The sequence below is a fragment of the Pseudomonas sp. GL93 genome (genome assembly GCF_003408955.1).
Taxonomy (GTDB): Bacteria; Pseudomonadota; Gammaproteobacteria; order Pseudomonadales; family Pseudomonadaceae; genus Aquipseudomonas; species Aquipseudomonas paracarnis.
In genome coordinates, this window is sequence record NZ_NKRF01000068.1 from 1 (window position 1) to 19032 (window position 19032).

The 19032-nt window shown below is 63.0% G+C and carries 11 protein-coding genes; 1 reads left to right on the forward strand and 10 read right to left on the reverse strand.

Annotated elements, in window-relative coordinates; translation table 11 throughout:
- Positions 1–115 precede the first annotated feature (115 nt).
- The 10 genes from CER19_RS12620 to CER19_RS12670 all read right to left on the reverse strand — a co-directional run bounded on the left by CER19_RS12620 (position 116) and on the right by CER19_RS12670 (position 13479).
- The gene (locus CER19_RS12620) at positions 116–709 is read right to left on the reverse strand and encodes a glutathione S-transferase (protein WP_116666662.1); all 594 of its coding nucleotides are present in this window, start codon (positions 707–709) and stop codon (positions 116–118) included.
- Positions 706–4344: an AAA family ATPase gene (locus CER19_RS12625; RefSeq protein WP_116666663.1), complete on the reverse strand. Its 3639-nt coding sequence runs from the start codon at positions 4342–4344 to the stop codon at positions 706–708. The genes CER19_RS12620 and CER19_RS12625 overlap by 4 nt, the downstream gene beginning before the upstream one ends.
- Positions 4341–5582, reverse strand: coding sequence for an exonuclease SbcCD subunit D C-terminal domain-containing protein (locus tag CER19_RS12630; RefSeq protein ID WP_116666664.1), 1242 nt, complete (start codon positions 5580–5582; stop codon positions 4341–4343). Before CER19_RS12630 ends, CER19_RS12625 begins: the two co-directional genes overlap by 4 nt.
- 434 nt (positions 5583–6016) lie before the next feature.
- A complete protein-coding gene (locus tag CER19_RS12640; protein WP_116666665.1) occupies positions 6017–7657 on the reverse strand; it encodes a BatD family protein in 1641 nt (546 codons plus the stop codon).
- Complete coding sequence (locus tag CER19_RS12645; RefSeq protein ID WP_116666666.1) at positions 7654–9393, reverse strand: tetratricopeptide repeat protein; 1740 nt, start codon at positions 9391–9393, stop codon at positions 7654–7656. The genes CER19_RS12640 and CER19_RS12645 overlap by 4 nt, the downstream gene beginning before the upstream one ends.
- Entirely contained in the window at positions 9390–10478 is a 1089-nt protein-coding gene (locus CER19_RS12650) for a VWA domain-containing protein (RefSeq protein ID WP_116666667.1), read from the reverse strand. Before CER19_RS12650 ends, CER19_RS12645 begins: the two co-directional genes overlap by 4 nt.
- On the reverse strand, positions 10471–10965 hold the full coding sequence (locus tag CER19_RS12655) for a DUF4381 domain-containing protein (protein WP_003190798.1): 495 nt from the start codon (positions 10963–10965) through the stop codon (positions 10471–10473). Before CER19_RS12655 ends, CER19_RS12650 begins: the two co-directional genes overlap by 8 nt.
- The gene (locus tag CER19_RS12660; RefSeq protein ID WP_034126021.1) at positions 10962–11894 is read right to left on the reverse strand and encodes a DUF58 domain-containing protein; all 933 of its coding nucleotides are present in this window, start codon (positions 11892–11894) and stop codon (positions 10962–10964) included. The genes CER19_RS12655 and CER19_RS12660 overlap by 4 nt, the downstream gene beginning before the upstream one ends.
- 5 nt (positions 11895–11899) lie before the next feature.
- Positions 11900–12859, reverse strand: a complete 960-nt coding sequence (locus tag CER19_RS12665) for a MoxR family ATPase (RefSeq protein WP_020301524.1) — start codon at positions 12857–12859, stop codon at positions 11900–11902.
- Between the two features lie 266 nt (positions 12860–13125).
- Positions 13126–13479 (reverse strand): hypothetical protein, encoded by a 354-nt coding sequence (locus tag CER19_RS12670; protein ID WP_116666668.1) that lies wholly within the window; start codon positions 13477–13479, stop codon positions 13126–13128.
- A 482-nt stretch (positions 13480–13961) separates the two neighbouring features.
- Here CER19_RS12670 and CER19_RS12675 point away from each other — a divergent pair, with 482 nt between their 5' ends.
- On the forward strand, positions 13962–18830 hold the full coding sequence (locus tag CER19_RS12675; protein WP_116666669.1) for an NAD-glutamate dehydrogenase: 4869 nt from the start codon (positions 13962–13964) through the stop codon (positions 18828–18830).
- The last annotated feature ends 202 nt before the right edge of the window (positions 18831–19032 follow it).

The following is a 19032-nucleotide window of genomic DNA, read 5'->3' on the forward strand; positions in this document are numbered from 1 at the left end:
CAAGAGCGGCTCGCTTCGCATCGTGGTTACCAGGGGGGCAGCACATTCGACATCTCTGTCGATTGAACGGACGCCATCGCAGGCAAGCCAGCTCCCACAGTTGGTTGGGTTGGCCTCAGGGTTTTGCCATCACCGCCATAAACAACGGTGAATCCATAAATCGTTGCAGCCAGGCCTGCAAACGCCGATACGGCGTGCTCGCAAACCACTCCCGACCCACATGGGCAAACTGGCGTACAAACGGCATCAGCGCCGCATCTGCCAGGCTCAGGTGCTCGGCGAGCAGGTACTCACGGTCTGCCAGCAATGTTTCCAGTTTCTGTAAGAACACTTCACCCTCGGCCCGATAATGCTCCATCGATTGCTCCGGGTAGCGTTCGGCGTACTTGTATCGATTCAAATGATGCTTGAACACCTGATCATTCTCGGCAATCAACGCCAGCACCCCAGGGTCACCTTGCAGCAGCCAATCATCGGGATCGTGCTGGGCAAGCGCCCACTCCATGATCTGCAGGCTTTCCTCGATCACGCGACCTTCGACGCTCAACACCGGCACCGTGCCCTTGGGCGACAGCGCGAGCATCTCGGCTGGCTTGGCTTTCAAGCTGACTTCGACAATGCTCACCGCCACGCCGGAATAACGCAACGCCAGCCGCGCCCGCATTGCATAGGGGCAGCGCCGGAACGAATACAGCAGCGCTTCGCTCACTTGACCTCCAACGTGCTCAGGCCATTGCCCTGGCGTTGCACCTGGATCTGCACCGGGATGCGTTCATGCATTTCCTGTACGTGGGAGATCACCGCCACCTTGCGGCCCTGGGCCTGCAAACCGTCCAGGGCGTCCATCGCCAATTGCAACGACTCCGGATCAAGGCTACCAAAGCCTTCGTCGATAAACAGCGACTCGATCTTCAAGGTGCTCGACGCCATCGAGGCCAGCCCCAACGCCAGTGCCAATGACACCAGGAAGGTTTCGCCACCGGACAGCGAGTGTACCGAGCGCAGTTCATCGCCCATCTCTGTGTCCATCACCAACAGCCCGAGCATGCTGCCGCCGCGTTTGAGCCGGTAGCGGCGTACCAGTTGGCGCAGTTGCACGTTGGCATGGTGTACCAGCAAGTCAAGGTTGTAGGCCTGGGCGATCTTGCGGAAGGTGTCGCCGGTGGCCGAGCCGATCAGCGCATTCAGGCGTGCCCAGCGCTGCCACTGCTCGTAAGCCTTGGCGATCTGTTCGGCCAGGGCCTGGTTGGCATTCTGGCGGCGCTGGTCTTCGGCCTGGCGTGCGCGCAGTTCGGCGCAGTGTTTCTCACCCTCAAGCAGCTGCTGGTCAAGCGTTGCCAGGGTGGCGTCCAACTGCTCGGCCTCCTGGTTGGCGTTGTGCAGGGCCTGGTGTTCGGCCAGGCGCTGTTCGCGCTCGTGCAGCAGAACCTTGGCTTGCTCGACGGCCTTTTCGCTGCTGTGCAGGTGCTGACGCAACTGCGCGACCTGGGCTTCATCAAGGGCTAAGAGGCGCGCCAGGTCCTGGTCATCCAGTTCGGGGTGCAGGGCGCGCCATTCGCCGATGCGTGTCGCAAGGGCGTGCTGCTCCGCTTCCACTGCCTGCTGGCGTTGCTGCTGGGCCTTGAGGTCGGCGGCCAGCTGTACCTGGGCCGTGTGTACGGCGTGCAGTTCGTGGTTGGCGTCGGTCTCGCTTTGCCGGGACTGGGTGACGGCTTGCTCCAGCTGCTGTTGCCAGTGCTCGGCGCTGGGGTGGTCCCCTAGCAAGGCGCGGAGTTTTTCCTGGACGGCGTGTTGCTGGTCGGCCAGCTCTGCGACTTGCAGATTCAAGGCGTCGAGTTGCTGCTGGCGATGCTGTTGGTGGGTGTGTTGTTTCTCGATGGCCTGTTGGCGCTCCTGCTGCTCGGCCTGCTCATCGCGTTGATGGCCTAACTGCTCAAGGCGCTGGCTGACCTGCTGGTCGAGCTGCATGAAGGTCGCCGCAGGCGCGCTGCGCAAACCCTCCAGCGTCTCGGCGGGCAACAGGCTGGCGAAGGCGCCGAGTTCCGCCTCCAGGCGTTCGCGGTCGCCGGCCAGTTGCCTCTGTTGGTCCACGAACAATTGCCGGGCTTGCTGGCTGGATTCTTGGGCCGCTTGCAATTGTTGCTGCAAGCGCCCGGCGTTCTGTTGCAGGTTGAGCAGGGCGCCCTGGCGTTGTTCGTCCTGGCTGATGCTTTGGCTCAATTGGGCCAATTGCTGGGCCAGCCAAGGGCTGCGCTTGGCGGCGTCCTGGGCGAACAGCGAAGCAGACAGTGGGTGGGCTTGCAGGCTCGGTGCCAACCCCTGCTGCTGCGTGGCCAACTGTTCCTGTTGTTGCAGAAACTCTTTTTGCTGAGCGATCAGGCCGCCCACTTCACCGCGCAGTTCGGTGAGTTTTTCCTTGAGGCTGTCGACGGCTTTCTGCGCTGCCGCCTCTTCACTTTCATCATGGCGGCCCAGGCTTTGCAGCAGAGCCTCGGGCTGGTGGTAGGGGTGTTCGTGGCTACCGCACACCGGGCAGGGTTGGTCATCCTGCAACTGCTCGCGTAATTCCTCGACGCTGGCACTGCGGGCCAGGCGTTGGCGTTCCAGCAGTTGCTTGGTCACCGCCAGGGTTTGTTCGGCAACGGTGAGTTCGGCCTTGGTTTGCAGGCCGTTCTGGTTCAGTTGTTCGCGTTTTTGCGCGGCCTCGGCGAGTTTTTGCGTCAGCGCACCCGCCTGTTGGTCCAGCTGTTGCTGGCTGTCCCACAAGCGGGCCAGGTCTTCGAAGGCGCGCTGTTGCTTGCGGTTGTCTTGCAGCAGGCTGGCCAGCAATTGGATTTGTTCGGCCACCGCGTGCGGTTCGGCACCGGCCTCGTGGTAGAGCAAATCCAGGGCTTCGCGCTGTAGGGTGAACTGTTCGGCGGCGGCGCTCGCGCGCTGTTCGAGTTGCCCCAGCTCGGCGTGGCCTTGGTTGAGGCGATTGCCGATCAGCACCAGTTGTTGCAGGCGGTCACGGTAGGCGTTCCAGGCATCGCTCAGCGGGGCGAGGGCGGCGCTGTGCTCAAGTTCGGTGGCCAGGCGCTGCAGACGCTCGGTGACTTGGGCCTGCGTGTGTTGCAAACCGTCGAGCAGGGCCTGGCCTTCGGTACAGGCGCTTTCGTGCGGGTGTTTTTCCTCGTTGCGCTTGGTCAGTTCGCGGCTCACGTGGGTGAGGGTGTTTTGCTCTTCGATGGCCTGGCGCAGCAGGGGCGCGGCGTCGACCTGGTGTTTCAGGGCCTCGGCCAGTGCTGCCTGGGCGGCCACTTGCTGGTGTTGCGCCTGTTCCTGACGGGTGTGCAGGGCGGTTTGTTGCTCGAGGTGCTGGGCAATGTGTGCCGCCAGCGGCGTCAGCAAGGTGCCGAGCTCTGCCTGGCGCAGGAAGTGATGGCGTTGCGGTGCCAACTGCTCCAGAAGGTTCAGGTCCTGGCGTTGCTGGCCTTGGCTGGCCCAGGTCTGTTCGTCGCGTTGCAGTTGCTCCACTGCGTGTTGATGGCGCTCCTGCCATTCGCGCAGCTCCTTGAGCCAGGTGTGCTGCAACTCCAGCTGCTTGAGCTGAGCTTGTTGGGTCTTGAGCTGCTGCTGGGCTTGGGCCAACTGTTGATCCAGCTCGGCGCGGGCTTCGGGGGCCAGGGGCACCACGCCGGTGGCTTGGTCCTGCAGCTGTTTGTGCGCATCCTTGGCCTCTTTGGCTTTATCGAACGCGCGGCGGCCGAGCTGGGTGTAGAGCGCGGTGTCGGTGAGCTTCTCCAGCAGCTCACTGCGCTCATTGTCATTGGCCTTGAGGAAGGCGCTGAACTCGCTTTGCGCCAGCAGCACCGCACGGGTGAACTGTTCGAAGTTCAGGCCCAGGGCCAATTCGAGCTGGGTCTTGTATTCGGTTTTCTGGCTGGCCAGCAGTTGGTCGCTGTCCAGGTCGATCAGGCTTTGCCGGCTGTTCTGCAACTTGCCGCTGGCCTTATCACGGGCGCGGTTGGCCTCCCAGCGCGCACGGTAGCGACGGCCACTGACACCGACAAAATCCACCTCTGCGTAGCCGCCACCTGTGCCGCGTCGAATCAGGGTGCGCGGGTCGCCGATGGAAATATCCGTGTCGGCGTCCGGCATCTTGGCCTGGCCGGTGTCACCCAGGCGCGGCACCGCGCCAAACAGCGCAAGGCACAACGCATCGAGCAGGGTACTTTTACCCGCGCCAGTCGGCCCGGTGATGGCGAACAGGCCCGCACTGGCCAGCGGCTCGGCGGTAAAGTCGATTTCGAACGGGCCCCCCAGAGAGGCGAGGTTTTTCAAGCGGATGGCGAGAATCTTCATGGCTGTTCGCCCTCCTGTTGCACTTCCTGGAGCAGCACGGCGAAGTCCTTCAAGGTCTGGTCATCCACTTCACTGCCGTAGCTGTCCTGCCAGGCGCGGCTGAACAACTCCTGGGGCGTGAGCTGGTCGAGTTCGATCAGTTGCGCATCGTCTGCCTCTGCGCTGCCGCGTGTGCCGGCATATTCGGCGGCGATACGCACCAGGCGCACGGCCTTGCCTTGCAACGCGGTTTCGATCTGTTGGCGCAGGTCCGGTTGCGGCTCGTCCAGGCGCACGCGCACCTCCAGCCAAGGGTGGCGCTGGGTTTCGGCAAGCAAGTCGATGTCGGGCAGCTCACCGAGTTGCTTGAGGATATCGGCCAGAGGCGCGGCTTCCAGGCGTTGCAGGTTGACGGAGCGGGGAATCAGGATCGGTTCGCAGCCCACCAGCCTTTCGCCCTGGAACGTCACGTCGAGAATCTGGTGTTTGTAGCCGATTTCGGAGAACGACAAGGGTATTGGCGAGCCGCTGTAACGAATGCGCTCCTCGCCATTGACCTTTTGCGGCTTGTGCAAATGGCCGAGGGCAACATAAGCAACGCTTCGGTCGAACAGTGTGGCGGGCAGCGCCTCGGCATTGCCGATGATCAAGCTGCGTTCGGAGTCTTCGGATACCGATCCACCGGCCATGTGTGCATGGCTGATGGCTATCAACGCCTGGCCTTTGTTGCGCTTGGCATTGGCGGCCGCGATCAGCCATTCATGCACTTGGCCGATGCCGCGCAGGTAATCATCGCCCAGCTGTGCGCCGGTGACTTCCGCCGGGCGCAGGAAGGGCAGTGCCAGGCACCAGGCGGCGATCTTGCCTTTGGCATTGGGCAGCGGGATCAGCAGGCGGTCGGCATCCAGTTGCCCGTCATCCAGCCACAGCACCCGGCCCAGGGCATGGGTGCGCAGGCGGCGCATCAGCGGGGCCGGCAGTTCGATGCGCGAACCGGAGTCATGGTTGCCGGCAATCATCACAATGGTCAGTGTCGGCTGTTGTTCGTGGGCGCTGATGATGAAGTCATACAAGCGCTCCTGGGCCTTGAGCGGCGGGTTGACCGTGTCGAAGATATCGCCGGCGATCAACAGCACATCCGGGCGCTGGGCCTTGAGTTGGCCCAGCAGCCATTCAAGGAAACAGGCGTGTTCGAAGTCGCGTTCCTGGCCGTGGAGGTTTTGGCCCAAGTGCCAGTCGGAGGTATGAAACAGACGCAAGGCGAACTCCGTGGAGAAGATGAAAAGGAGGGGAGTTTACCTGTAAAAGTGCACGCAGACTCATGGCCGACACGATCAGCGGAGTATGAGCTAGCCCTGATGGCTGATTGTAGGAGCGAGGGGGACGCCTAGTTCTTGCTCGCAAAAAACGTCAACGATAACGCGGGCTTCCTGGATAAACGCGGCGCCTGTGAGTTTTTCGCGAGCGAGCTCGCTCCTACAGGGGTTATGGGGTGTTAGTGGGGTTGGGTTGCAGGCAATCCAGCGCACGGTCGGCGAGGGTGCGGGCCATCTCGATCAGGCGATGCAGATCAACTGTGGGAGCTGGCTTGCCTGCGATGGCGGAGTATCAGCTAGCATATCTGCCGACTGTTACACCGCCATCGCGGGCAAGCCCGCTCCCTCGGGGTTTTGTGGTGTTGGTTGAGGCTAGGTTACTTGGGGTAGAGCGGCGGCAAGCTGGTGGTGTCGGTCGCCGGGTCTTGCTCGCGTTCGGCCACGGGGATGGCTTTGATCGCTCGCCACAGGTCATCGCCCAGCCAGTATTGGCCGCTTTCGCTGTACAGCGCGCCATTCAAGCCATCCAGAGCATCGGACAGCGGCACAAACCGTGCGGCCATGTCGGCCAGGGTTTCGGGTTGTTGCCGCGCCCAGGCGTCAAGGGCCTGGCGGGTGGCATGAGGGTCGTTGGCCTGGGTGGCGCGCTTGAGGTCGTCGAGCAGGGTGCGGGGGCTGGGGCCGGTTTGGGCGGCGCGTTGTACCGCCGGTTGTCGGCGTGCGCGCCACCACAGGCCAAAGCCCAGCAGGGTGGTGCAGGCCAGCATCAGTGTGCTCAGTTGCCATAGCCACAGCCGGTCATCGTCGGGGGCGGTGATGATGGTCGGTGTCGCCGGGGTGTCTACCACCAGGCTGGGGTTCACCGCCACTTGCACGGTGCGCGCCGGCAGGCCGGTGCGCTCCAGATGATCTTCGTGGGTGTTCCACCACACCACTTCCACCGCGGGCAACTCCAACTCGCCGGCGCGGGTCGGCACCAGGGCTTCGCGGTTTTCACGGCTGCCGGTCAGGCCGCGGTCGCTGGTGCGGTTAGCCATCACCGGTTGGTCGGGATAGCGGCGCAGGCCGTTGACCTCGGTGCCGGGCAGCGCCGGCAGCTGTGCGCTGGACAGGCCTTCGGCCTCCACGGTAAGGCTGCGGGTCAGGGAGTCGCCGACCTGCACGTGGTCGGGCGTGGGGTTCCAGCCTTCGTTCAGCGTGAGGCTGCGCGCGGGTAGCCAGGGGGAGTCGGCGGGGTAGGCGTCCGGTTTGGGCTTGACCGTCAAGGGCAGGGGCGCAGAGCTGACGTGAATCATCTTGCCCGGCTTGGTGCCCTGCAGGGTGTTTTCCTGGGGTGGGCGCGATTCCACCAGGGTGGCGCTGAAGGTCTGCGCCGCAATCACCACCGAGCCGCTGTGTTGCGGGTAGAGGGCGTAGCGGGTTTCGATCACGCCATGGCGGATGCTGTTGATGACCTTTTCATAGGTGCGTGATTCGCCCAGTTGTTCGACACGTGCATCCGGTATCTGCAAGGGCGTGAGGCTGCTGTCGTCATACAGCGACACCGAGTGGTACACGCGCACGGTCAACAGGGCCTGGGCCTGCACGTACACGCTGGTCTGGTCGAGGTTGGCTTCGATGAACACCGGGGCCAGTTCGGCGCTGGTGTTCTGGCTGGCGCTTTCCACCACTTGCAGGGTGATCGGCTGGGTCTTGAGTGCGCCCACCTGCAGCGGCGGGATGACCACGTTGCCGTTCACCTTGGGCAGCAGGGTGATGATCCAGCGGGTGGTGGCGTGGTTGTCGCCGTCCAGCGTGGTGAGTTGGTTGATCTGGCGGGTGCCGCTGACTTCGAACTGCGCGTCCAGGGGCGACAGGTCGGGTTTGCCAAACTGGGTCACATCACTGGATTGCACCGTCAGCTCCACCGTTTCCCCGGAGTTGAGGCGGCTGCGGTCTACGCTGGCGACCAGGTCCGCCGCCTGGGCGTGGCCTGCCGACAACGCGAGCAGGAGCAAAAGGGTGGTGCGGCGGCTCATCGAGTGGTGTCCTGATGTTGTTGCTGTTCGTACCAGAATTTGCGGCGCAACAGCTCGCCGGGGTTGTCCGGGATCTCCTGCAACCATTGCTCCAGCGCTTGGCGGCGCTCGCCTTCCAGGCGCGTGTCGGCAGGGCGCAGTGGCGGCGTGGTGGTTTGCTCGTCACCCAGTTCGCTGCCTGGCACTTCATTGCCACCGGCCTGTGGCGGGGCGTTGGCCTGGGTTTCACCCGTGCCGGCTTCGCCCTGGCCGTGGGACGACTGCTCGCCACCCTGGGCCGTTTGTGCGCTGGCGCCCGGTTGCGCAGTTTGGCCGGGTTGGGCGGTTTCGTCATCTTCGTTTTTTGCAGGCGGGTCCGGCTCGGGCTGCGCTTGCTCCTGCATCAGGGTTTCAACCAAGGCTTTGTTTTTCAGCGCCGGTTGCAAATCGGGCTGGGCTTCCAGGGCTTGTTCATACGCATCGATGGCCGCTTCAAGTTCACCGGCCTTGGCCAGGGCATTGCCACGGTTGTAGTGGGAATAGGCGTCGCTGCCTTGGGCAAACCGCTTGATGGCCTCGGCGTAATTGCCGGCTTCATACAGCGCCACGCCTTGCCATTGCGGGTCCTGGAAGTGCTCGGCGGCTTCAGCCGGGCGTTTGTGCTTGAGCAGGTACTGGCCTTGTTGGTCGGGGCGCAGCCACAGGTCCTGCAGCCCGAAGGCGTAGCTGGGTTGCGGCGCGCCCATCAGCAATAAGGGCAGGCAGAACAGCCAGCCGCGACGCCCGGCGCACGCGGCCAGCAGCAACAACGGCAAGAGCAGCCAGTAACCCTGGTCGGCCCAGCTGTCCAGGCGCAACCGTTGGCCGTCGTCGCGCAGGGTTTGGGCGCTGTCGAGCATGCCGAGTTGACGCAGGTCCTTGTCATCCAGGCGCGCCGCGCGGTAGCGGCCGCCCATTTCGCTGGCGAATGCCTTGAGGGTCGGGCTGTCGAGACGCGGCACCAGGATCGCGCCCTGGTCGTCCTTGAGGAATTCGCCGCTCTCCTGAGTCACCGGCGTGCCTTCGCGACTGCCGATGCCGAGGATCGACAACGTCGGAGCCTGGGCACTTTGCAGTTGCAGGCGGATGCCTTGGCGCTCTTGTTTGGACAGTGAGGAACCAATCAGCAGCAGGCGCCCCTGGCCAAGACCGCCTTGCTTGAGCAGCCCCAGGGCTTTTTCCACGGCCAGATCAGCACGATGGCCGGGCTCGGGCATGATCGACGGGCGCAGGGCTTCTAACAGGTTGCGGCTGGTGGCCAGGTCATCGGACAGCGGCACCAAGGTATGGGCGCTGCCGGCGTACACGATAATGGCTGTTTGCGCATCGGTGCGCGCTTGCAGCAAGTCATACAGCTTGCGCCGCGCCTGTTCCAGGCGGTTGGGCGGGCTGTCGGTGGCGAGCATTTGCGGGGTCAGTTCCAGCAGCACCACCAAGGGGTCGGAAGGTTTCTGGCTGGCTTGTTCAACCCGTTGCCAACTGGGGCCCAGCAACGCCAGCACGGCCAACAGCCAGGCGATGCCAAGCACCACCCACGGCGATTTACTCTCGCGGCCATTGCCACCACTGAGCAACTCGGCATGGAACGCCGGCGGCAGGATCATCTGCCAGCGCCCGGCGCGCTTTTGCCGATGCCATAGCTGCCACAGCAACCAGCCAAGCAGGGGCAGCAGCAATAGCCACCAGGGGCGCAACCAGTGCGGCCACAGCGCAATCATCGACGCCTCCGCAAACGCAGGCGCTGCAAACGCTGGCGCCATTCAGGGTGCTGCTGCAAAAAGATGCCCTTGCTCGACAGTCTGTTGAAGCCTCGCTGCAAAGCGTTGTTCGGCCAGCGTTCTTGAATCACCAGCAACAGGCTCAAAACCAACGCCAAGGCCAATGGGCCGCTGTACAGCGCCTGGGCCGGGCGGGCCTGGGTGGGTTGTTGCTCCACGGGCTCAAGGGTGTCGAGGGTGTCCTTGATCTTCAGCAGTTCCTCGCCGTCTCGGGCGCGGAAATACTGGCCGCCGGTGGCCTCGGCCAGTGCCTTGAGCGCCGGTTCGTCGAGGTCCAGGCTCGGGTTCACGCCAAGGATGCCCAGGGAGCCGGTTTGCTCGGGGTCGGCGCCGATGCCGATGGGGTAGATTTTCACGCCTTCCTCGGCCGCCAGGCGCGCAGCGGTCAACGGGTCGATCTGCCCGGCGTTGTTGGCGCCGTCAGTGACCAGGATCAACACGCGGCTTTGCGCCGGGCGCTGGCGCAGACGCTTGAGGGCCAGGCCGATGGCGTCGCCGATGGCGGTGTTCTTGCCGGCAATGCCGATGCGCGCTTCATCCAGCCAGGTGCGCACGGTGCGCCGATCAAAGGTCAGGGGCGCTTGCAGGTAGGCTTGGCTGCCGAACAGGATCAGGCCCACGCGGTCACCTTCACGCTCCTCCAGAAAGTCTCCCAGCAGGTGCTTGACCAGGGCCAGGCGGCTGACATCCTCGTCCTGCCAATGCATGTCGGGAAAGTCCATGGAGCCGGAGACATCCACCGCCACCAGCAGATCCCGGCCGCTGGCAGCAATCGGCAAGGGTTCGCCCAGCCATTGCGGGCGAGCGGCGGCGGTCAACAGCAGCAACCACAGCACCACGAAGGGGGCTTGCTGGCGCCAGCCGGGCAGATTGACGCGGGCACGGCGGCGGGCCAAGCCTTCGAGGTCGCTGAGGTAGCTGACTTTGAGCGCCGGTTCGCCGCTGTCGGCCACGGGCAGCACCAGGCGCATGACCCAGGGCAGTGGCAACAGGGCGAAGATCCACGGCCAGGCGAACTCAAACATGTTTGCGAATCCAGGTGTCGACGGCTTGGGTGAGGCCGGCGATGGCTTTGTCGTCGAGCTTGCATTCGGGTTTGTAGGCGCCTTCCACCAACACCATCCAGCGCGTCAGGCCGGCGGCGGGGCAGCGGTTGTCCAGGAAGGCCAGCCATTTGCGCCCGTTGAGGGTATGGCTCTGGCTATAAGGGTAGTCGTTACGGCACAGGCGCTTAAGCAGGCCGTTGAGTTGCTGCAACCAGGCGCCCGCAGGCGCACCGTCGTAGGGCTTGGGCATCAACGCCAGCTCGGCCAGGGCGGCGATACGCAACGGGTCCAGCGGTTGTTCGGCACGGGCCACGGGGCGGCGGGCGGGCAGGAAACGGCGCAGCCACCACAAGCCCCAACCGAGCAGTGGGATCACCAGCAGCAACAGCCACCAGCCCGGCGCAGGTGGCCAGAAGCCAATGGCGGGCGGGGCGATCAGGGGTTGCAGTTGGTCCAGGCTGCTCATGGTTTTTTAACCGGGCGTTGCGGGTTGAGGTATTCGCGCAGTTGCTCGACCATTTCACTCTGGGTGCTCAAGGGCATCAACAGCAGCCGCAGTTTCTGCGCGAGCAGTTCCCAACGGGCGATACGCGCTTCGGCCTGGGCCTTGTAGGCCTGGCGCAGGTCGATGTTCAGTGTGTCCAGTTCCAGTTGCGCGCCTCTTTGCGCGAAACGCAGCAGCCCGGCGGCGGGCAGGGCGTGGTCCAACGGGTCGGAGATCGGTAATAACAGCAGGTCGCAATGGCGCGCCAGCAGGCTCAGCTGTTGCTCGGCGCCTTCGGTGAGGGCGCGCTCATCGCAGATCACCACCACCAGGCTGCCCGGGCGCAGCACCTCGCGGCCACGGCGCAAGGCCATGCCCAGGGCGTCGGCTTCCGGCTGACGCTCGGTGTTCAGGCTCTGGTTGACCCGCACCAGCCGGTTAAGCAGTTGCAACAGGCTTTGCTTGCTGCGCCGTGGCTTGATCTCGTAGTGCTCGTTGTCGCCGAACACCAGCCCGCCCACCCGGTCGTTATGGCCCAGGGCGGCCCAACCGATCAGGCTGGCGGCCTGGGCGGCGAGCACCGACTTGAACATTTGCCCCGAGCCGAAAAACAGCCGGCAACTTTGCTCGACCATGATGAAAATCGGCCGTTCGCGCTCTTCGTGGAACAGCTTGGTGTGCGGCTCCTGGGTACGCGCCGTCACTCGCCAGTCGATGGTGCGCACGTCGTCGCCAGCCTGGTACACGCGCACCTGGTCGAAATCGACACCACGCCCGCGCAGCTTGGAGTGGTGCAGGCCAACCAGCGGGCTACGTTGACCAGGCGTGGAAAACAACTGCACCTCACGCACGCGGTGGCGCATCTCAATCAACTCACTGAGGGTTACGCGGATGCCATCGCTTGCGTTCATCGACTTCAAGCGACGGCAACGACGTCGAGAATGCGTTGCACCACGCGGTCCTGGTCGACACCGGCGGCTTCAGCCTCGAACGACAGGATGATGCGGTGACGCAGCACGTCGAACAGCACCGCCTGGATATCTTCCGGGCTCACAAAATCGCGGCCGGCCAGCCAGGCATGGGCACGGGCGCAACGGTCCAGGGCGATGGAACCACGGGGGCTGGCGCCGTAGGCGATCCACTCGGCCATTTCCGGGTCGAACTTGGCAGGGGTGCGCGTGGCCATCACCAGTTGCACCAGGTATTCCTCCACGGCATCGGCCATGTACAGGCCGAGGATTTCCTTGCGCGCTGCAAAGATGGCCTGCTGGCTGACCCGGCGCTCGGGCTTGGTTTCGCCATTCAATGCTTCGCCACGGGCTTGCTGCAGGATGCGGCGCTCGACGGCGGCGTCCGGGAAGCCGATCTTGACGTGCATCAGGAACCGGTCGAGCTGGGCTTCGGGCAACGGGTAGGTGCCTTCCTGCTCGATGGGGTTTTGCGTGGCCATCACCAGGAACAGCGGCGACAGCTCGTAAGTGCTGCGGCCCACGCTGACCTGGCGCTCGGCCATGGCTTCGAGCAAGGCCGACTGCACCTTGGCCGGGGCACGGTTGATTTCGTCTGCGAGCACCAGGTTATGGAAGATCGGCCCCTGCTGGAATACGAAGCTGCCGGTTTCCGGGCGATAGATCTCGGTGCCTGTGATATCGGCGGGCAACAGGTCGGGGGTGAACTGGATACGATGGAACTGCGCTTCGATCCCTTCGGCCAACTCCTTGATCGCCTTGGTCTTGGCCAGCCCCGGTGCGCCTTCGACCAGCATATGGCCGTCAGCGAGCAGGGCGATCAGCAGGCGATCGATGAGTTTTTCCTGGCCGAGAATCTGCGTAGAAAGAAAGGTTCGCAGCGCAAGCAGCGCTTCACGATGTTCCATCGATGACGGTTCCTGGAAAAGATGAGCCTGGGTGTTGTGACAGAACACCGGGCCTGGGCGTTTACTTTAATGCATCGCGGGGTGCGGCGACTAACGGCTTGATGGGTATTTTTAGCAAAACGCATGGGATAGTAAGCGTCTGGGCAGGTAAAGCACGGTCACTGTGGGAGCTGGCTTGCCTGCGATGGCCTCGACTCGGTCTGGCTGAAAGACCCCACCGCCTGCATCGCAGGCAAGCCAGCTCCCACATGGGGTCTTCGGTGCATTCAGATCCGAATGAACGTGCCGGTGCCTGTGAGGATGTTCTGCAGGGTTTGCTGCACTTCGGCCATGTCTGACGCGGCGGTGTCGTGGGTGATCTCCAACTGGTCTTTGCCGCCCAGGGCATCGGCATCGCCGGCCGCCAGTTCGATCAATAAGGTGGTGTCGCCCAACGTCACTTTCAGCCCATCGAGGGTCGAGGGTTCGTAGTCCCAGGTCAGCTCCACTTCATCTTCATCCGGGTAACGGGTGAGCATGAACATTTCGCCGTTCTTGCCGTGACAGCAAAGCATCGCCATGTTGTCTTCTTCATCGTCGCATGGGGTGGCCATCAGGGCGTCGGTTTTCAGCTGCAGCATGGGGCAATCCTGTGTGGGGGAGGGCAATTGTGCCATTGCGGCGAATTTTGTGCTTCATCCTGTGTCGGAACTTGAGCATGACCTGGCGGGCCGGATCGGTCATTTCTGGTACTGATAGGGTTCAAAGTAGCAAGTTTTTCTACCGAAAATCCAAGGTTGCCCAAGTTGCAACCGACACCCTGCTTGCCGATGACCGAATATGTCGCAGCGTCGCAAGCAGCGTTCTTCCTACACTCGTTAAGCTGCGCAACGGATGTGCCCTGTGCCAGGCGCCTGACCTGCCCGTCGTATCGTCACTTGGCCAAGGGTATGCCGTATGGAAGTTGTATGTGACCTGACTGTCTTGTCCAGCTTCACCCACCTGTCACTCTGATTCGTTTATGGTGCTTGTCAGCACACCAGCGAACAGAGCTGACGGTCTCCCCGCAGGGGGATAACACGCGACGCTTTCATCAATAACAAGCCCAAGCGGAGTACCACAGATGGCGTTCTTCACCGCAGCCAGCAAGGCCGACTTCCAGCATCAACTGCAAGCGGCACTGGCGCAGCACCTCAGTGAACAGGCACTGCCACAAGTGGCGCTGTTCGCTGAACAATTCTTCGGCATCATTTCCCTGGACGAACTGACCCAGCGTCGCCTTTCCGACCTGGCCGGTTGCACCCTGTCTGCCTGGCGCCTGCTTGAGCGCTTTGATCACACCCAACCGCAAGTGCGGGTCTACAACCCCGATTACGAGCGTCATGGCTGGCAATCGACCCACACCGCGGTCGAAGTGCTGCACCATGACCTGCCCTTTCTGGTCGACTCGGTACGCACCGAGCTGAACCGCCGTGGCTACAGCATCCATACCCTGCAAACCACCGTGCTCAGCGTGCGTCGTGGCAGCAAGGGCGAGTTGCTGGAAATCCTGCCCAAGGGCACCCAGGGCGAAGGCATCCTGCAAGAATCGCTGATGTACCTGGAGATCGACCGCTGCGCCAATGCCGCCGAACTGAACGTGCTGAGCAAAGAGCTTGAGCAGGTGCTGGGCGAAGTGCGCGTGGCCGTAGCCGATTTCGAACCGATGAAAGCCAAGGTCCAGGACCTGCTGGCCGGTATCGACGCCAGTGCGTTCGCCATCGACGGCGAAGAAAAAGCCGAGATCAAGAACTTCCTCGAATGGCTGGTGGGCAACCACTTCACCTTCCTGGGCTACGAAGAGTTCGTGGTACGTGACGAGGCGGACGGCGGTCATATCGAATATGACGCCAGCTCCTTCCTCGGTCTGACCAAGCTGCTGCGCGCCGGCCTCACCGCCGAAGACCTGCGCATCGAAGACTACGCCGTGGCCTACCTGCGCGAGCCGACCGTACTGTCTTTCGCCAAGGCCGCCCACCCAAGCCGTGTGCACCGTCCGGCCTACCCGGACTACGTGTCGATCCGTGAGATCAGCGCCGACGGCAAGGTCATCAAGGAACACCGCTTCATGGGCCTGTATACCTCCTCGGTGTACGGCGAAAGCGTGCGGGTGATCCCTTACATCCGTCGCAAGGTCGCGGAAATCGAACGCCGTTCGGGCTTCCAGGCCAAGGCGCACCTGGGTAAAGAGCTTGCCCAGGTGGTGGAAGTATTGCCCCGTGACGACCTGTTCCAGACTCCGGTCGACGAGCTGTTCAGCACCGTGATGTCGATTGTGCAGATCCAGGAGCGCAACAAGATCCGCGTGTTCCTGCGCAAAGACCCCTACGGTCGTTTCTGTTACTGCCTGGCCTACGTGCCCCGCGACATCTACTCCACCGAAGTGCGCCAGAAGATCCAGCAAGTGCTGATGGACCGTCTGAAGGCTTCGGACTGCGAGTTCTGGACCTTCTTCTCCGAGTCCGTCCTTGCCCGTGTGCAACTGATTCTGCGGGTGGACCCGAAGAACCGTCTGGACATCGACCCGCTGCAACTGGAAAAAGAAGTGGTGCAGGCCTGCCGCAGCTGGCAGGACGACTACGCCAGCCTGGTAGTGGAAAGCTTCGGCGAAGCCCAGGGCACCAACGTGCTGGCGGATTTCCCCAAAGGCTTCCCGGCCGGCTACCGCGAGCGTTTCGCTGCGCATTCGGCTGTGGTCGACATGCAGCACCTCAACAGCCTGACCGAAGCCAACCCGCTGGTGATGAGCTTCTATCAGCCGCTGGGCCAGGTCTCCGGCCAACGCGAGCTGCATTGCAAGCTTTACCACGCCGATACGCCGCTGGCGCTGTCCGACGTGCTGCCGATTTTGGAAAACCTCGGCCTGCGTGTGCTGGGCGAGTTCCCGTATCGCCTGCGTCATGCCAATGGCCGTGAGTTCTGGATCCATGACTTTGCGTTCATCGCCGCCGAAGGCGTGAACCTGGATATCCAGCAGCTCAACGACACCCTGCAGGATGCGTTCGTGCACATTGTGCATGGCGATGCCGAGAACGATGCGTTCAACCGCCTGGTCCTCACCGCCGGCCTGCCTTGGCGCGACGTGGCATTGCTGCGTGCCTATGCCCGTTACCTGAAGCAGATTCGCCTGGGCTTCGACCTGGGTTACATCGCCAGCACCCTGAACAACCACACCGACATCGCCCGCGAGTTGACCCGGTTGTTCAAGACCCGCTTCTACTTGGCGCGCAAGCTGACTGCCGACGACCTGGAAGACAAGCAGCAACGCCTGGAGCAAGCGATCCTCAGCGCCCTGGACGACGTCCAGGTGCTCAACGAAGACCGCATCCTGCGTCGCTACCTGGACCTGATCAAGGCCACCCTGCGTACCAACTTCTACCAGACCGATGCCAACGGCCAGAACAAGTCGTACTTCAGCTTCAAATTCGACCCGCGTGCCATCCCCGAGCTGCCCAAGCCAGTGCCGAAGTTTGAAATCTTCGTGTACTCGCCACGGGTCGAAGGCGTGCACCTGCGCTTTGGCAACGTGGCCCGTGGCGGCCTGCGCTGGTCCGACCGTGAAGAAGACTTCCGTACCGAAGTGCTTGGCCTGGTAAAAGCCCAGCAAGTGAAAAACTCGGTGATCGTGCCGGTGGGCGCCAAGGGCGGCTTCCTGCCGCGTCGCCTGCCATTGGGCGGCAGCCGGGACGAGATCGCGGCCGAAGGCATCGCCTGCTACCGCATCTTCATCTCCGGCCTGCTGGACATCACCGACAACCTGAAAGACGGCGCACTGGTGCCGCCGGCCAACGTCGTGCGTCATGACGACGATGACCCGTACCTGGTGGTGGCGGCGGACAAGGGCACTGCGACCTTCTCCGACATCGCCAACGGCATTGCCATCGACTACGGCTTCTGGCTGGGCGATGCGTTCGCTTCCGGTGGTTCGGCCGGTTACGACCACAAGAAAATGGGCATCACCGCCAAGGGCGCGTGGGTAGGTGTACAGCGTCACTTCCGTGAGCGCGGCATCAATGTGCAGGAAGACAGCATCACCGTAGTGGGCGTCGGCGATATGGCCGGTGACGTGTTCGGTAACGGCTTGCTGATGTCCGACAAGCTGCAACTGGTCGCAGCCTTCAACCACCTGCATATCTTCATCGATCCAAACCCGAACCCAGCCACCAGCTTCGTCGAGCGCAAGCGTTTGTTCGAACTGCCGCGTTCGGCCTGGACCGACTACGACACCAGCATCATGTCCGAAGGTGGCGGTATCTTCTCGCGCAGCGCGAAAAGCATCGCCATCTCGCCACAGATGAAAGAACGCTTCGACATCCAGGCCGACAAGCTGACTCCGACCGAGCTGCTCAACGCCTTGCTCAAGGCGCCGGTGGACCTGTTGTGGAACGGCGGTATCGGTACCTACGTCAAAGCCAGCACCGAGAGCCATGCCGATGTGGGCGACAAGGCCAACGACGCACTGCGCGTCAACGGCAACGAGCTGCGCTGCAAGGTGGTGGGCGAGGGCGGTAACCTCGGCATGACCCAGCTGGGCCGGGTGGAATTCGGCCTCAATGGCGGCGGTTCCAACACCGACTTCATTGACAACGCCGGGGGCGTGGATTGCTCCGATCACGAAGTGAACATCAAGATCCTGCTCAACGAAGTGGTGCAGGCCGGTGACATGACCGACAAGCAGCGCAACCAGCTGCTGGCGAGCATGACCGACGAAGTCGGCAACCTGGTGTTGGGCAACAACTACAAGCAGACCCAGGCCCTGTCCCTGGCCGCGCGCAAGGCTTACGAGCGTGCCGCCGAGTACAAGCGCCTGATGAGCGACCTGGAAGGCCGTGGCAAGCTGGACCGTGCCATCGAGTACCTGCCGACTGAAGAGCAGCTCACCGAGCGCGCTTCCGCTGGCAAGGGCCTGACCCGTCCGGAGCTGTCGGTGCTGATCTCATACAGCAAGATCGACCTCAAGGAAGCGTTGCTCAAGTCGCTGGTACCGGATGACGAGTACCTGACCCGTGACAGGGAGACCGCGTTCCCGCCGAGCCTGGTGGCCAAGTTCGGCGAAGCCATGCGTCGCCATCGTCTGAAGCGCGAGATCGTCAGCACCCAGATCGCCAACGACCTGGTCAACCACATGGGCATCACCTTCGTTCAGCGACTCAAAGAGTCGACCGGTATGAGCCCGGCGAACGTGGCGGGCGCTTATGTGATCGTGCGGGACATCTTCCATCTCCCGCACTGGTTCCGTCAGATTGAAGCCCTGGACCACCAGGTTTCTGCTGACGTGCAACTGGAGCTGATGGATGAGCTGATGCGCCTGGGCCGTCGCGCTACGCGCTGGTTCCTGCGCAGCCGTCGCAACGAGCAAGACGCCGGGCGCGACACCGCGCACTTCGGTCCGCACCTGGCGGCGCTGGGCCTCAAGCTCGACGAACTGCTGGAAGGTCCGACCCGCGAAGGCTGGCAGAACCGCTACCAGGCCTACACCCAGGCCGGCGTACCGGAGTTGTTGGCGCGCATGGTTGCGGGTACTACCCACCTGTACACCTTGCTGCCGATCATCGAAGCCGCCGACGTGACCGGGCATGACGCCGCCGAAGTGGCCAAGGCCTACTTCGCCGTCGGCAGCGCCCTGGACCTGCCGTGGTACCTGCAGCAGATCAGCGATCTGCCAGTGGCTAACAACTGGCAAGCCCAGGCCCGCGAAGCCTTCCGCGACGACGTGGACTGGCAGCAACGGGCGATCACCATTTCGGTCCTGCAAATGGCCGATGCGCCACAAGACATGGAAGAGCGCGTGGCCCTGTGGCTTGAGCAGCACCAGGACATGGCTGATCGCTGGCGCGCCATGATGGTGGAAATTCGTGCCGCAGTGGGCACGGACTACGCCATGTACGCGGTGGCCAACCGTGAGTTGCTGGACCTGGCGTTGAGTGGCCAGTCGGTGTTGCAACCGGCTTGATGCCTCGCTAAACCCAAAGCCCCCGCATCGTGAGATGCGGGGGCTTTTTATTTGATCTGGAATGCGATCAATGTGGGGGCTGGCTTGCCACCTTCTGTAGGAGCGAGCTTGCTCGCGAAAAACGTCAACGATAACGAGTGCTTGCTGAATGAACGCGGCGCCTTTGAGTTTTTCGCGAGCAAGCTCGCTCCTACAATGGCAT

Bases quoted from the DNA above. Each gene is read 5' to 3' on its own strand.
- CER19_RS12625 (WP_116666663.1), bottom strand. From the start codon at position 4,344: ATGAAGATTCTCGCCATCCGCTTGAAAAACCTCGCCTCTCTGGGGGGC.
- CER19_RS12640 (WP_116666665.1), bottom strand. From the start codon at position 7,657: ATGAGCCGCCGCACCACCCTTTTGCTCCTGCTCGCGTTGTCGGCAGGC.
- CER19_RS12645 (WP_116666666.1), bottom strand. From the start codon at position 9,393: ATGATTGCGCTGTGGCCGCACTGGTTGCGCCCCTGGTGGCTATTGCTG.
- CER19_RS12650 (WP_116666667.1), bottom strand. From the start codon at position 10,478: ATGTTTGAGTTCGCCTGGCCGTGGATCTTCGCCCTGTTGCCACTGCCC.
- CER19_RS12655 (WP_003190798.1), bottom strand. From the start codon at position 10,965: ATGAGCAGCCTGGACCAACTGCAACCCCTGATCGCCCCGCCCGCCATT.
- CER19_RS12660 (WP_034126021.1), bottom strand. From the start codon at position 11,894: ATGAACGCAAGCGATGGCATCCGCGTAACCCTCAGTGAGTTGATTGAG.
- CER19_RS12665 (WP_020301524.1), bottom strand. From the start codon at position 12,859: ATGGAACATCGTGAAGCGCTGCTTGCGCTGCGAACCTTTCTTTCTACG.
- CER19_RS12670 (WP_116666668.1), bottom strand. From the start codon at position 13,479: ATGCTGCAGCTGAAAACCGACGCCCTGATGGCCACCCCATGCGACGAT.
- CER19_RS12675 (WP_116666669.1), top strand. From the start codon at position 13,962: ATGGCGTTCTTCACCGCAGCCAGCAAGGCCGACTTCCAGCATCAACTG.